The 13,438-nt window shown below is 70.5% G+C and carries 8 protein-coding genes; 3 read left to right on the plus strand and 5 right to left on the minus strand.

From position 1 onward, the window contains the following. Positions 1-67 precede the first annotated feature (67 nt). Positions 68-2,458 (plus strand): Tex family protein, encoded by a 2,391-nt coding sequence (locus ACZ5VQ_RS08385; RefSeq protein ID WP_469104220.1) that lies wholly within the window; start codon positions 68-70, stop codon positions 2,456-2,458. Positions 2,459-2,555: 97 nt separating this feature from the next. Here the strand turns inward: ACZ5VQ_RS08385 and ACZ5VQ_RS08390 are convergent, their stop codons facing one another. Together ACZ5VQ_RS08390 and ACZ5VQ_RS08395 are read right to left on the minus strand one after the other, a co-directional pair. Then, on the minus strand, positions 2,556-4,196 hold the full coding sequence (locus ACZ5VQ_RS08390; RefSeq protein ID WP_469104221.1) for an ABC-F family ATP-binding cassette domain-containing protein: 1,641 nt from the start codon (positions 4,194-4,196) through the stop codon (positions 2,556-2,558). A 226-nt stretch (positions 4,197-4,422) separates the two neighbouring features. Further along, positions 4,423-5,442, minus strand: coding sequence for an oxidoreductase (locus ACZ5VQ_RS08395; RefSeq protein WP_469104222.1), 1,020 nt, complete (start codon positions 5,440-5,442; stop codon positions 4,423-4,425). Positions 5,443-5,508: 66 nt separating this feature from the next. Between ACZ5VQ_RS08395 and ACZ5VQ_RS08400 the strand changes: the two genes are divergently transcribed. After that, positions 5,509-6,468, plus strand: a complete 960-nt coding sequence (locus tag ACZ5VQ_RS08400; RefSeq protein ID WP_469104223.1) for an FAD-dependent oxidoreductase — start codon at positions 5,509-5,511, stop codon at positions 6,466-6,468. Between the two features lie 166 nt (positions 6,469-6,634). Here ACZ5VQ_RS08400 and ACZ5VQ_RS08405 read toward each other — a convergent pair whose 3' ends face one another. The 3 genes from ACZ5VQ_RS08405 to ACZ5VQ_RS08415 form a co-directional block, all read right to left on the minus strand. Further along, complete coding sequence (locus tag ACZ5VQ_RS08405) at positions 6,635-8,341, minus strand: BCCT family transporter (RefSeq protein WP_469104224.1); 1,707 nt, start codon at positions 8,339-8,341, stop codon at positions 6,635-6,637. An 88-nt stretch (positions 8,342-8,429) separates the two neighbouring features. Next, positions 8,430-9,707 carry a M14 family metallopeptidase gene (locus ACZ5VQ_RS08410; protein ID WP_469104225.1) on the minus strand — a complete coding sequence of 426 codons (1,278 nt, stop codon included), beginning with the start codon at positions 9,705-9,707 and terminating at the stop codon, positions 8,430-8,432. After that, entirely contained in the window at positions 9,707-11,668 is a 1,962-nt protein-coding gene (locus ACZ5VQ_RS08415) for a Xaa-Pro dipeptidyl-peptidase (RefSeq protein WP_469104226.1), read from the minus strand. The genes ACZ5VQ_RS08410 and ACZ5VQ_RS08415 overlap by 1 nt, the downstream gene beginning before the upstream one ends. A gap of 216 nt (positions 11,669-11,884) precedes the next feature. On the opposite strand from ACZ5VQ_RS08415, the gene ACZ5VQ_RS08420 reads away from it, so the two are divergent. After that, complete coding sequence (locus tag ACZ5VQ_RS08420) at positions 11,885-13,384, plus strand: M1 family metallopeptidase (protein WP_469104227.1); 1,500 nt, start codon at positions 11,885-11,887, stop codon at positions 13,382-13,384. Positions 13,385-13,438: the final 54 nt, after the last annotated feature.

Raw genomic sequence — 13,438 nt, forward strand, 5'->3', positions numbered from 1 at the left:
TCCCCCGTTGTCGGTGCCACCTGCCACAATTGCCGCGCAACCCCAGTCAAGAAGGCGGTACGGGATCGTGACGACACCCCTCGTAGGGTCCATCGAAGGCAGGATCGCCGAGGAACTCGGCGTACGGGAGCGGCAGGTCAAGGCCGCCGTCGACTTGCTCGACGGCGGGTCGACGGTGCCCTTCATCGCCCGCTACCGCAAGGAAGCGACCGAGATGCTCGACGACGCGCAGCTGCGCACGCTCGAGGAACGGCTGCGCTATCTGCGGGAGCTGGAGGAGCGGCGCACGGCGATCCTCGACTCGGTGCGCGAGCAGGGCAAGCTCACCGCCGAGCTGGAGGCGCAGATCCGTGGCGCCGAGACCAAGGCGCGGCTGGAGGACATCTACCTGCCGTTCAAGCCGAAGCGGCGCACGAAGGCGCAGATCGCCCGTGAGGCGGGCCTCGAGCCGCTGGCCGAGGGGCTGCTCGGCGACCCGTCCGTCGACCCGCTCGCCGCGGCCCTGGCCTTCGTGGACGCCGACAAGGGCGTCGCCGACCCGCAGGCCGCCCTGGACGGCGCCCGCGCGATCCTCACCGAGCGGTTCTCGGAGGACGCCGACCTGATCGGCGAGCTGCGCGAGCGCATGTGGGTGCGGGGCCGGCTGGCCGCCAAGGTGAAGGACGGCAAGGAGGAGGCGGGCGCCAAGTTCGCCGACTACTTCGACTTCGCCGAGCCCTTCACCGACCTGCCCTCGCACCGGATCCTCGCCATGCTGCGCGGCGAGAAGGAGGAGGTCCTGGACCTCGTCCTGGAGCCCGAGGAGCCCTCCGAACAGCCCGGCCCGTCCTCGTACGAGGGGATCGTCGCCCACCGGTTCGGGATCGCCGAGCGTGGCCGTCCCGCCGACAAGTGGCTGACGGACACGGTCCGTTGGGCCTGGCGCACCCGGCTGCTCGTGCACCTCGGCATCGACATGCGGATGCGGCTGCGGACGGCCGCCGAGGACGAGGCGGTCAACGTCTTCGCGGCGAACCTCCGCGACCTGCTGCTCGCCGCCCCGGCAGGCACACGCGCGACGCTGGGCCTCGACCCGGGTTTCCGTACGGGTGTGAAGGTGGCCGTGGTCGACGCGACCGGCAAGGTCGTCGCCACGGACGTCATCCACCCGCACGTCCCGGCGAACAAGTGGGACGAGGCCATTGCCAAGCTCGCCCGGCTCGCCAAGGAGCACGCGGTCGAGCTGATCTCCATCGGCAACGGCACCGCGTCCCGCGAGACCGACAAGCTCGCCGGTGAACTCATCGCCAAGCACCCGGAGTTGAAGCTCACGAAGGTGATGGTGTCGGAGGCCGGCGCGTCCGTGTACTCGGCGTCGGCGTTCGCCTCGGCGGAGCTGCCCGGCATGGACGTGTCGCTGCGCGGCGCCGTCTCCATCGCCCGCCGCCTCCAGGACCCGCTCGCCGAGCTGGTCAAGATCGACCCGAAGTCGATCGGCGTCGGCCAGTACCAGCACGACCTGTCCGAGGTGAAGCTCTCCCGCTCCCTCGACGCGGTCGTGGAGGACTGTGTGAACGGCGTGGGCGTGGACGTGAACACCGCCTCGGCCCCGCTGCTCTCCCGCGTCTCCGGCATCACCTCCGGACTCGCCGAGAACATCGTGGCGCACCGCGACACGAACGGCCCCTTCACCTCGCGTACGGCGCTGAAGAACGTGGCACGGCTCGGCCCCAAGGCGTACGAGCAGTGCGCGGGCTTCCTGCGGATCCGTGGCGGTGACGACCCGCTGGACGCGTCGAGCGTGCACCCCGAGGCGTATCCCGTGGTGCGGCGGATGGTGAAGACGGCGGGCAGCGAGGTCGCCTCGCTGGTCGGCAACACGAGTGTCCTGCGGTCGCTGAGGCCGGACGACTTCGTGGACGAGACGTTCGGCCTGCCGACCGTGACCGACATCCTCAAGGAGTTGGAGAAGCCGGGGCGCGACCCGCGGCCCGCCTTCAAGACGGCCACCTTCAAGGACGGCGTGGAGAAGATCTCCGACCTGGCCCCCGGGATGGTTCTCGAAGGGGTCGTGACGAATGTGGCCGCCTTCGGTGCCTTCGTGGACGTCGGCGTCCACCAGGACGGTCTGGTGCACGTCTCCGCGATGTCCAAGACGTTCGTCAAGGACCCGCGGGACGTGGTGAAGTCCGGTGACATCGTCAAGGTGAAGGTCCTTGAGGTCGACATCCCGCGCAAGCGGATCTCGTTGACGCTGCGGCTGGACGACGAGGCGGCGGCCTCCGGCGAGGGGCGGCAGGACCGGCCTCAGCGGGGTGGGCGACCTCCTCAGCAGCGGGGGCAGCAGCGGCAGGGGGGCGGCCGTGCCGGTGGTGGCAGTGGCGGGGGTTCCCGTCAGGCGCCTCCGCCAGCCAACAGCGCGATGGCCGACGCACTGCGGCGCGCAGGGCTCGCCGACCCGAAGAAGGGCAAGCGCTGATCACTGGGGGCGCGTGGCGGAACTACGGGTGGATCGTGACTGGTCGCGCCCCGCGGCGGAGCCGCGGATGTCACGCCCCGCGCCCCTTCGGGGCGCTCTAGCGCTCCGTCACCTTGCCCGCCGCCACCTCCAGGCGGCGGGTCGTCCGGACCGCGTCCAGCATTCTGCGGTCGTGGGTGACCAGGAGCAGCGTGCCCTCGTACGAGTCGAGGGCCGACTCCAGCTGTTCGATGGCCGGTAGGTCGAGGTGGTTCGTCGGCTCGTCGAGGACCAGAAGGTTGACGCCCCGGCCCTGGAGGAGGGCCAGGGCGGAGCGGGTGCGCTCGCCCGGGGAGAGCGTGGCGGCCGGGCGCAGGACGTGCTCCGCCTTGAGGCCGAACTTGGCCAGCAGGGTGCGGAGTTCGGCGGGCTCGGTGTCGGGCACGGCCGCGGAGAAGGCGTCGATGAGTGCCTCCGGGCCGTGGAACAGCTTGCGGGCCTGGTCGACCTCGCCGACGATCACGCCCGAGCCGAGGGTGGCGTGGCCTGCGTCCAGGGGCACCCGGCCGAGCAGCGCCCCGAGCAGGGTCGACTTGCCCGCGCCGTTCGCGCCGGTGACGGCGACCCGGTCCGCCCAGTCGATCTGAAGCGTGGCCGGGCCGAAGTCGAAGTCGCCCCGCCGGACCTCGGCGTCCCGCAGAGTGGCGACCACGGCACCGGACCGCGGGGCGGCCGCGATCTCCATCCGCAGTTCCCACTCCTTGCGCGGCTCGTCCACCACATCGAGCCGCTCGATCATGCGCTGGGTCTGCCGGGCCTTCGCGGCCTGCTTCTCGCTGGCCTCGCTCCGGAACTTGCGGCCGATCTTGTCGTTGTCGTTGTTCGCCTTGCGCCGGGCGTTCTTGACGCCCTTGTCCATCCAGGAGCGCTGCATCTGCGCCCGCCCTTCGAGCGCGGTCCGCTTGTCGGCGTACTCCTCGAAGTCGTCGCGGGCGTGCCGACGGGCGACGTCCCGCTCCTCCAGATAGGCCTCGTAGCCGCCGCCGTACAGCTTGATCTGCTGCTGGACGAGGTCGAGTTCGAGGACCTTGGTGACCGTGCGGGTGAGGAACTCGCGGTCGTGGCTGACGACGACCGTGCCGGCGCGCAGGCCGGAGACGAAGCGTTCGAGGCGCTCCAGGCCGTCCAGGTCGAGGTCGTTGGTCGGCTCGTCGAGCAGGAACACGTCGTAGCGGGAGAGGAGGAGGGAGGCGAGTCCGGCGCGGGCCGCCTGGCCGCCGGAGAGGGCGGTCATCGGGTGGTCAAGGCCGACGGCGAGGCCGAGCGAGTCGGCGACCTCCTCGGCCCGCTCGTCGAGGTCGGCGCCGCCGAGGTCGAGCCAGCGCTCCAGGCTCGTCGAGTACGCGTCGTCCGCGCCCGGTGCCCCGTCGACGAGCGCCTGCGTGGCCTCGTCCATCAGTCGCTGGGCCTCGGTGACGCCCGTGCGGCGTGCCAGGAAGTCCCGGACGGTCTCGCCGGTCCTGCGCTCCGGCTCCTGCGGCAGATGGCCGACGGTCGCGGTCGGCGGGGAGAGCCGCAGCTCGCCCTCCTCGGGTGTGAGCAGCCCGGCGAGCATCCGCAGGAGGGTGGACTTGCCCGCGCCGTTGGCACCGACGAGACCGATCACGTCGCCGGGCGCGACGACGAGGTCGAGCCCGGAGAAGAGCGAGCGGTCGCCGTGGCCGGCGGCGAGGTTCTTGGCGACGAGGGTGGCAGTCATCAGAGGGCGATCCTAATCGCCCGGCCACGCACGACCGCCCTCGGTTTTCGCGCACGCCGACGTCCCGGCGCCGGTGTGCCGCTGCCCCGGTCCCGGCGCGGCGGCATCGCGGGCTCCCGGCGTGCCGATGTCGCGAGCTCCCGGCGTGCCCATGTCGAGGGGCGGCCCGCCGGTGTCGGGGCTCCCTGCGCACGGATGTCGGGGGCTCCCTGCGCGCCCCGGGAACTCAGCGCACCATCGCCTCCACCAGCACGCCTCCCGATGTACGCGCCACGATGAACGACTCTCCCTTCGTGGCCTTCGCGTCCAGGGCGAGCCGGTGGCGGCCCGCTTCCAGGACGCCGTCGAAGACCTCGTACATGTGCGTGCGGTAGAGGCGGTCGAGGCGGTACGCGGTCAGCTGGACCCTGCAGGTGGAGGTGACCTCGACGCCCGCCTCACCGTCGGCGGCGACCAGCCGGGTCAGACGGCGCTGTTCCCGGGGGCTGCGGTCCAGGGCGTTCTCTATCTGGGCGACCAGGAGCGGGACGATCGGGGCCAGTCCCTCGACGTACGCGACGTCGGCGCCCGCGTGCTCGAAGGACTGCCGTACGGCGGCACGTTCCTGCTCGGTGACCGCGCGGCCGAAGGCGACGGCGCCGTACGTGCGCAGTTCGTCGGCGGAGATGTCGGTGGCGTCCTGCGCGGTCTCGGCACCGATGCCGATGATGCGCAGGGCGGCGGCGAGTTTGGCCAGGACGGCTGCCCTGGCGCCGATGAGCAGGACCCTGCGGCGCTCGCCCGCGGTGCCGGTGAGCAGCGAGCCCAGGGCGGCGCGGTACTCCTCGCCGTGGAAGAGGAACGGGCCGATGCCGTGATAGCCGTTCCGCTCCAGATCCGCGTGTTCGTCGGTCTGCCAGGCGAAGTCGCGCCATACGTAGTCGTCGCCGTGCCGTTCGATCGCGGCGGTCACGGCACCGCACCCGAGGTCCTCGCACTCGGGGCAGCCGTAGATGACGTACCGGCCGCCCTCCAGCGGGGCGTCGGCTTCCAGGAGGAGACTGCGTACCTGTGCGGTGAAGATCGCGGGCGGTACGTCGGAGGCGAGGGGGGACACGGCGTCGAGGTCGGAGAGCTGGTACAGCAGCGGGCGGCCGTCGACGATGAAGTCGACGAAATCCCGGTGCGCTTGGTAGTCACCGTTGGCAAGGACTCCACCGGCACGCATCGCCGGTGCCAGGCCGAAGGTCGCGTACTCGGCAGACATGCTGTGAGTATCCCCAGAGTGAGCGCTGTCTGAGCACGGCATGACACATTCCGCTACCGTCCCCGCGTGACGAGGGATCGAAGCGGTGACGTGATCGTGGTCGGCAGCGGGGTCATAGGACTCACGACGGCCGTCGTTCTGGCCGAGAGCGGCAGGCGGGTGCGGGTCTGGACGCGGGAGCCCGCCGAGGGAACCACCTCGGCGGTTGCGGGCGCGCTGTGGTGGCCGTACAACGTCAAACCGCTGGAGCTCGCCCGCGCATGGGCCCTGGAGTCACTTTCCGTGTACGAGGAGTTGGCGGCGCGGCCCGACGAGACGGGCGTACGCATGGTCGAGGGCGTATTGGGTGGGTCGCGGCTGGACGAGCAGGGGCCGTGGGCCGCCGCTCGGCTGCCGGGGCTTCGGGCGTCCACGCCCGAGGAGTACGCGGGTACCGGGCTGTGGGCCCGGCTGCCGTTGATCGACATGCCGGTGCAGCTGCGGTGGCTGCGCGAGCGGTTCCTGCGGGCGGGCGGATCGGTCGAGGTGCGTGCCGTGACGGATCTCGCCGAGGCGGAGGCCGCGGCGCCGGTCGTCGTCAACTGCACGGGGTTGGGTGCCCGGAAGCTCGTACCGGATACCGCGGTTCGGCCCGTGCGGGGGCAGCTCGTGATCGTGGAGAACCCCGGTGTGCGCAGCTGGCTCGTCTCGACGGATGCCGTCGCCGGGACGACCACCTATCTCTTTCCCCAGCCGGACCGGTTGGTCCTGGGTGGGACGACCGACGAGGACGAGTGGTCGCTGACACCTGATCCGGCGGTGGCCGCGCGGATCGTGGAGCGGTGTGCGCGGTTGCGGCCCGCGGTGGCGGGGGCGCGGGTGCTGGACCACCGGGTCGGGTTGCGGCCGGTGCGGCCGGCGGTGCGGTTGGAGCGGCAAGTCCGGGCCGGGGGTGGGGTGTTGGTGCACAACTACGGGCATGGTGGGGCGGGGGTCACGGTGGCTTGGGGGTGTGCGCGGGTGGCTGCCGGGCTCGCCTTCGGCTGAGCGCCCGGCGGGGCGCCCTTCGCAGGGCGCCCCGTGGTGAGGGTTGTTTGTTGGCCGCGGGTGCGTCGTGGCTGGTCGCGCAGTTCCCCGCGCCCCTGAAAGACGAAGGCCTCGCCCCCGGACGACCTCGCCGAGGCCTCAGCCCCAAGACCCAAGCCCTGAGGCCTCAGCCGTGGTCGTGGCCCAGAGGGTCGCCCTCCGTTTCTGTGCCCGCGCCCGGCCCGACCCTGATCTCGAAGTCGCCGTCGTACTTCTTGTGGCCTTCGATCACGGCGAGCGAGACGGCCTCGGAGCCCATTTCGTGGCGCACGATGACGGGGTCCCTGCGCAGGTCGCGCATGAGGGAGATGCACATGCCGATCATCACGAGGACGAAGGGCGCGGCGGCCAGGATCGTGAGGTTCTGGAGGCCTTGGAGCGCGTTGCCCTCGGTGCCGACGAGCAGCATGATGGCGGCGACGGCTCCGGTCACCACGCCCCAGAACACCACGACGAACCGGCCGGGTTCGAGGGCGCCCTTCTGGGAGAGCGTGCCCATCACGATGGACGCGGCGTCGGCGCCGGAGACGAAGAAGATCCCGACGAGGATCATCACGAGCAGGCTGGTCGCGGTCGCGATGGGGAACTCCTGCAGGACGCCGAAGAGCTGGCCCTCGGGGGTCGACTCGCCACCGAGCGCGCCGCCCTCCTTCAGCTTCATCGCCGTACCGCCGAAGATCGCGAACCAGACGAGACTGACGGTGCTGGGCACGAGGATGACGCCGCCGACGAACTGCCGGATGGTGCGGCCGCGGCTGATGCGCGCGATGAACATGCCGACGAAGGGCGTCCAGGAGATCCACCACGCCCAGTAGAAGACGGTCCAGCTGCCGAGCCAGTCCGCGACGCCCTCGCCGGTGCTGGCCTCGGTGCGGCCGGCCAGCTGCGGCAGGTCACCGAGGTAGGAGAAGACCGAGGTGGGCAGCAGGTCGAGGACGATGACCGTCGGGCCCGCGATGAACACGAAGACGGCGAGCACCAGGGCGAGCACCATGTTGATGTTGGACAGCCACTGGATGCCCTTCTCGATGCCCGAGATGGCCGAGGCGACAAACGCCACCGTCAGAACGGCGATGATCACGACGAGCAGACCGTCGCTCACCTTGTCCATCCAGTCCAGCTCGGTGAACCCGGAGCCGATCTGGAGGGCGCCGAGGCCCAGCGAGGCCGCGGAGCCGAAGACGGTGGCGATGATCGCGAGGATGTCGATGGCCCGGCCGACGCCGCCGTTCGCGTGCTTCTCCCCGATGAGCGGGGTGAAGACCGCGCTGATCGTCTGGCGGCGGCGCTTGCGGAAGGTGCTGTAGGCGATGGCGAGACCGACCACCGCGTAGATCGCCCAGGGGTGCAGCGTCCAGTGGAAGAGGGTGGTGGCCATCGACGTCTGCATGCGTTCCGCGGAGTCCGCGGGGTCGGTTCCCGGTGGCGGGGTCGTGTAGTGGGAGAGCGGCTCGCTCACGCCGTAGAACATCAGGCCGATGCCCATACCGGCGCTGAACATCATCGCGACCCAGGACACGGTCTTGAACTCGGGCTCCTCGCCCTCCGCGCCGAGGTGGATCCTGCCGTACCGGCTGATCGCGAGCCACAGCGCGAAGACCACAAAACCCGAGGCGGCCAGCATGAAGGCCCAGCCGCCGTTGTGCATCAGGCCGCTGAGCATCTTGTCGGAGGCGCTCTTCAGGGAGTCGGTGCCGACCGATCCCCAGATCACGAAGGCCACGGTGATGGCGGCGGTGACGCCGAACACCACCCGGTCGGTGTGCTGACCGGGGCCGCCGGGAATGTCCGAAGGACCTTCCCGGCCTCCCCTCTTGTACAGGTCTTCAGTCATCTGCGGCACCTTCCCCTGGAAACCGTGGGTAAGCCATTTCCTCGCTATGCCCTACGACCTACCACAGGTGCTACAGATCTCAACCGCCTCAGCAGTCGGTGTCGGGCTCCCCGACCGTGAGGTGGTACGGAGCGCGCTCGTCCAGGAGCAGCGGGACGAGAGCGCGCAGGGACTGGCGCAGCGGGACGAAGGCGCCTTCGGCGTCCTGCCGCGTACCGACCCCGTGCAGGGCGAGTTCGTCCTTGACGTCCGCGTACTGGTCCGCCGTCAGCCGGTAGGCGCAGGGCGGGTCCGCGATGATCTCGGACGGCTCGGCCGGGTCGTTGTCGGCGCCGCCGACGTAGACCGGGCCTGTGTCCCGGTAACCGGCCAGCCGGGCCGTAGTCGTGGCCGCCTCGATACGGGTGCGCCGTTCGCCCGTGAACTCGAACAGCCCGTCCAGCGCCGCCAGTTGGGAGTGGACGCGGCGCCGGTTGTTGAGCGCCTCGTCGGCCTTCTCGGCGTCCGTGAGGGGGTCGACGCGGCTCTCGATGAGCAGCCCGACACCGTGTTTGACGCCGGACATGTTCCGCAGGATCCGCTCCTGTCCGTCGCCCGCGACCTGCCGGATCGGGTCGCCGGTCACGGGGTCGGTCCAGATTCCGTACGTGCCGGTCGAGTACCCCTCCGCCTGGGCTGCGGGGCGTACGTACGCCCCCGACAGGGTCTGCCCCTCGTCGTGCACGGCCGCGTCGGTGTTGAGGTTGCGCGGCCAGAGGTCGAAGAGGTCCTTGTCGTAGTACGGGGGTGTGGCCCCGTACTCGTGCAGGTCGTAGATCACGTCGGGCTTGCGGTCGCGGACGACGGCGGCCATGGCGCGGCCCTCGGCCGTCTGGAGCGCGAGGTGGTCGCGGTTGATGTCGACGCCGTCGCTGTTGCCGCGGGTGTCGGCGGCCCGGCCGTCCGGGTTGGCGGTGGGCACGACGAGCAGCGTGGTGCGGTCGAGGAACTTCCGCGTGGCGGAGTCCTTCGCGTACGCGAGGTCGCGGACCGTCGTGAGACAGGCCTCGCGCCCGGACGGCTCGTCGCCGTGCTGGCTGCACACCAGCAGGACGGTGTTGGCCGCGTGGCTGTTGCCGATGCGTACGAGGCGGAGCGGGCGGTCCTGTTTCGTCGTGCCGATCCGGCTGATCGACACGCGGTCGCTCGCCCTGTCGACGGCGGCGAGGAAGTCCCGCTCCTCGGGCTGGGTGGTCCAGCGTGCGCCGTCGGTCTGCTCGAATCCGGTACGGGGCGGGGTCTGGGCGGCGTGGGCGGGCACCGTCAGGAGGGGTGCGGTGAGCACCGCCACCGTCAGGGCGAGTATTCCTGTGCGGCGGGATGTCATCAGTGGGTGCCTCCGGGTACGCGCTGCGTGGCGCGCGGCTCGCCGATGCCGTCGAGGGTGGCGTCGGGGGTGACGTACGAGGATCCCGAGGTGGCGCGCGCGAAGGCGGCGGCGCCTCCGACGAGCGGCACACTGGCCTTCGTGCGCGCGAGGTCGAGAGCGAGGGTCGGCGTGCTGGACGGCGGGTCGATGAGGCCCTCGTCGGTGCCGGCGACGATCAGCGCCAGGCGGTGTCCGGCCGGGACGACGTGGTCGCTCGCGTGCAGGTCGAGGGTGATGGTGTAGCGCTTGCCCGGGGTGAGCGGCTCGCCCTTGGCGTCGGAGGCGTGGTTGCCGAGGTCGGCCCAACCGCGGCTGAACACCGTGTAGTCGACGTCCGCGGTCTTGGCCCGCGTCTCCTTGAAGCAGGAGCTGTCGCCGGTGGTGCTCGGGCCCCAGCAGGTGCGGTCGGTGAGCGTGGTGATGCCCTCGCCCGAGGCCGAGTAGTCGCGGATCGTGTCCGGGCCGAGGTCGACCAGGACCGCGGAGAGATGGGCGCTCGACGTGGTCGGGGTGGCGGTGACGGTCACCTTGGAGGAGCCGGACAGGCGGACGTCACGCGTCAGCGGCTTGGTGGTGAATCCGGCCTTGGCGGACGTGGACTGGTCGATCTGGGCGGCCCAGTCGGTCTCGTCCTGCTGCGGATCGTCGGTGAAGGTCTCGGTGCCCGATCCGGTACGCAGTCCGAGGGTGCCGACGCCCGCCTGCGCGCCCTGGCCCGGGCGCAGGTTCACGGTGTCGGTGGCGCGCGGCGGCCAGACGTTCGAGGTGACCCACTGGTCGGGGGCGCGCTCGATGTCGGCCATCGGCTCGTCGTCGATGCCGTTGTCGTAGCCGAGGAGTTCGTGGTCGAACCAGCGGTGCAGTGTGTCGGCCCACTCGGCGCGGCGGAAGTCGAAGGGGTCGACGTGACCGGTCTGGGACAGCCAGACCTTGCGGTCGACGCCGTTCTCGGCGAGGCCGTCCCACCACTGGCCGAAGTGCTTGGGGCGGACGTTGAGGTCCTGCATGCCGTGGATGACGAAGACGCTGGCGTCGACCTTGCCGACGTCCTTCACGTAGTCGCGCTCGGTCCACAGCTTCGTCCAGTCGCCGGTGCGCGGGGCGCCGTCGACGAGTTTCTGCTGGACGGCGGCGCACCTGGCGCGGGCGTCGGGGCTCTCGACGTAGTCGGACAGCCACTCGGGGCCGGAGTCGTAGAGGGGGGCGCCCTTGGCGAAGTAGTAGTCGTACCAGGAGGAGATGGCGGCGATGGGGACGATCGTCTCCAGGCCCTCGACTCCGGTGGCGGCCACACCGTTGGCGATGGTGCCGTCGTAACTCTTGCCGATCATGCCCGTCTTGCCGTTGGTCCAGCCGGCCTTGGCCTTCGTGGTCCCCGTGCGGGAGGTGTAGCCCTTGGCCCGGCCGTTCAGCCAGTCGACGACGGCCTTCGCGGACTGGACGTCGGAGCGTCCGCCGACGTCCACGCAGCCGTCGGAGCGGTTGGTCCCGGCCAGGTCGACGGCGACGAACGCGTAGCCGCGCGGCACGAAGTAGTTGTCGTAGTAGAGCGGCATCTGGACGACGTCGCCGTTCGCGTCGTACGTCTTCTTCTGGCTCTCGTTGCCGCGCCCGCAGCAGGAGTAGTACGGGCTGGCATCCATGATCACGGGGATCTTGCGGCCCTGCTGGGCGGGCTCGCGCGGGCGGACGATGTCGACGGCGACGCGGTCGGTCTTCCCGTCGCTGTCGCCGTCCAGTTTGGTGTCCACCCAGACGGATTCGCGGATCGCGTTCTCGTACGAGTAGACGGGGGCGCTCTCCCGCGGGGCGCTGTGGGCGGCGGCCGGGGTGAGGAGCGTGGCCATCAGGGCGGCTGTGGCCGCCGTCGCGAGCGATCTCCAGTTGGTGAAGCGCTTGTAGCGCGCAGGTGTCCGCATGCGCGGAAGGTACTCCGGTCAACTCCTGTGCAAAAGAGGGCCGATTGGGGTGTGCGGAGGTTCGGCCGAGGTGTGGCTTGAAAGGTGCGTGGGACGGCGTCGCTCATGTCGGCCGAATGGCGATCGTGTGACAGGAGAGGTCATGGACAGCGATGGGCCCACAGCGAATGAATAGGCTCCGAACAGACTTCGTGCCCCTACGACTTGGAGCTTGACGTGCACCGCAGACTCATCGCCCCGGGCGCACTCGCGGCCTCCCTCCTGCTGGCGATCCCGGCATCGGCGGCCAGTTACACGCCTGGCGCTCCGGGCATCGGCGACCCCTACTACCCGGCCTACGGCAACGGCGGATACGACGTCTCCCACTACGACCTCCGGCTCCAGTACCAGCCGGAGACGGACAAGTTGGAGGGCACCGCGACCCTCCTGGCGAGGACCACGCAGGATCTCTCGCGCTTCAATCTGGACTTCCTGCTCGATGTGAGCGAGGTGCGGGTCAACGGCACGAAGGCCTCGTTCGCCACCTCGGGCGAGCACGAGCTGGAGATCACGCCGAAGAACCCGCTGCCCAAGGGCGCGGCCGTCACGGTCGTGGTGCGCTACAGCGGGGTGCCGTCCTCGAAGAAGGCGTACGGGTTCACCAGTTGGCACCGCACTCCGGACGGCGGAGTCGGGGCCAACGAACCCGAGGCGGCCTGGTGGTGGTTCCCCAGCAACGACCATCCGCTGGACAAGGCCACGTACGACGTGTCGGTCGCCGTGCCCGACGGTTCGCAGGCGATCTCCAACGGCACGCTCCAGTCGGTGAGTTCACGGGCCGGCTGGACGCGCTACAGCTGGCGGTCGAACAAGCCGCAGGCCACGTATCTGGCCACACTGGCGGTCGGGAGGTTCGACCTCACGACCGGCACGTCGGAGAGTGGCATCCCGATCGTCAACGCCTACAGCAAGGATCTGGGCGACAACTACGGGGCGGCGCGCGCCAGCGTCGAGCGGACCGGGGAGGTCGCGGACTGGCTGTCCGAGTACTTCGGGCCTTATCCGTTCAATGGTTTGGGTGGCTATGTCCCCAATACCGACACCGGGTACGCACTGGAGACGCAGACCCGGCCGTTCTACAGCCCGCGGCAGTTCGCGAGCGGGACGAACGTGTCCGTGGTCGTGCACGAGCTGGCCCACCAGTGGTACGGCGACTACGTGTCCGTCACCGGGTGGAAGGACATCTGGATCAACGAGGGCTTCGCCCGGTACGCGCAGTGGCTCTGGTCGGAGCACGAGGGCGAGGGGACGGCGCAGGAGATCGCGGACTACGTGTACGCGTCGCGGGCCGCCGACGATCCGTTCTGGACCGTCAAGCCCGGGGATCCGGGGCCGGAGAACCAGTTCCACATCGCCGTGTACGACCGCGGGGCGCTGGCGTTGCAGGCGCTGCGCAACGAGATCGGGGACGAGGCGTTCTTCGCCGTTCTGAAGGGCTGGCCGAAGAAGTACGCGCACGGGAACGCGACGGTCGGTGACTTCGTGAAGTACGCGGAGGAGGTGTCGGGGCAGCCGCTCGCCTCGCTGTTCGACACGTGGTTGTACCAGGCGTCGAAGCCGGGGGCGCCGGCGGCGCGGGCTGCCTCGATCGCGCCTCGGGCTCAGGGGGAGCTGGTGCGGCCGAAGTCGTGGAAGAAGATCGCGGCGACGAACTCGGTTCACGAGGACCAGCGCTAGCGCGCCGCTGGGGGGGCGGGGAGGGGTGCGGGTGCGCTGATGCGGGTTGCCTGG

The sequence above is a fragment of the Streptomyces sp. NPDC033178 genome, from assembly GCF_055577685.1.

Coding starts and splice junctions, on each gene's coding strand:
- ACZ5VQ_RS08405 (WP_469104224.1), bottom strand. CDS start 8,341: ATGACTGAAGACCTGTACAAGAGGGGAGGCCGGGAAGGTCCTTCGGAC.
- ACZ5VQ_RS08395 (WP_469104222.1), bottom strand. CDS start 5,442: ATGTCTGCCGAGTACGCGACCTTCGGCCTGGCACCGGCGATGCGTGCC.
- ACZ5VQ_RS08410 (WP_469104225.1), bottom strand. CDS start 9,707: ATGACATCCCGCCGCACAGGAATACTCGCCCTGACGGTGGCGGTGCTC.
- ACZ5VQ_RS08415 (WP_469104226.1), bottom strand. CDS start 11,668: ATGCGGACACCTGCGCGCTACAAGCGCTTCACCAACTGGAGATCGCTC.
- ACZ5VQ_RS08390 (WP_469104221.1), bottom strand. CDS start 4,196: ATGACTGCCACCCTCGTCGCCAAGAACCTCGCCGCCGGCCACGGCGAC.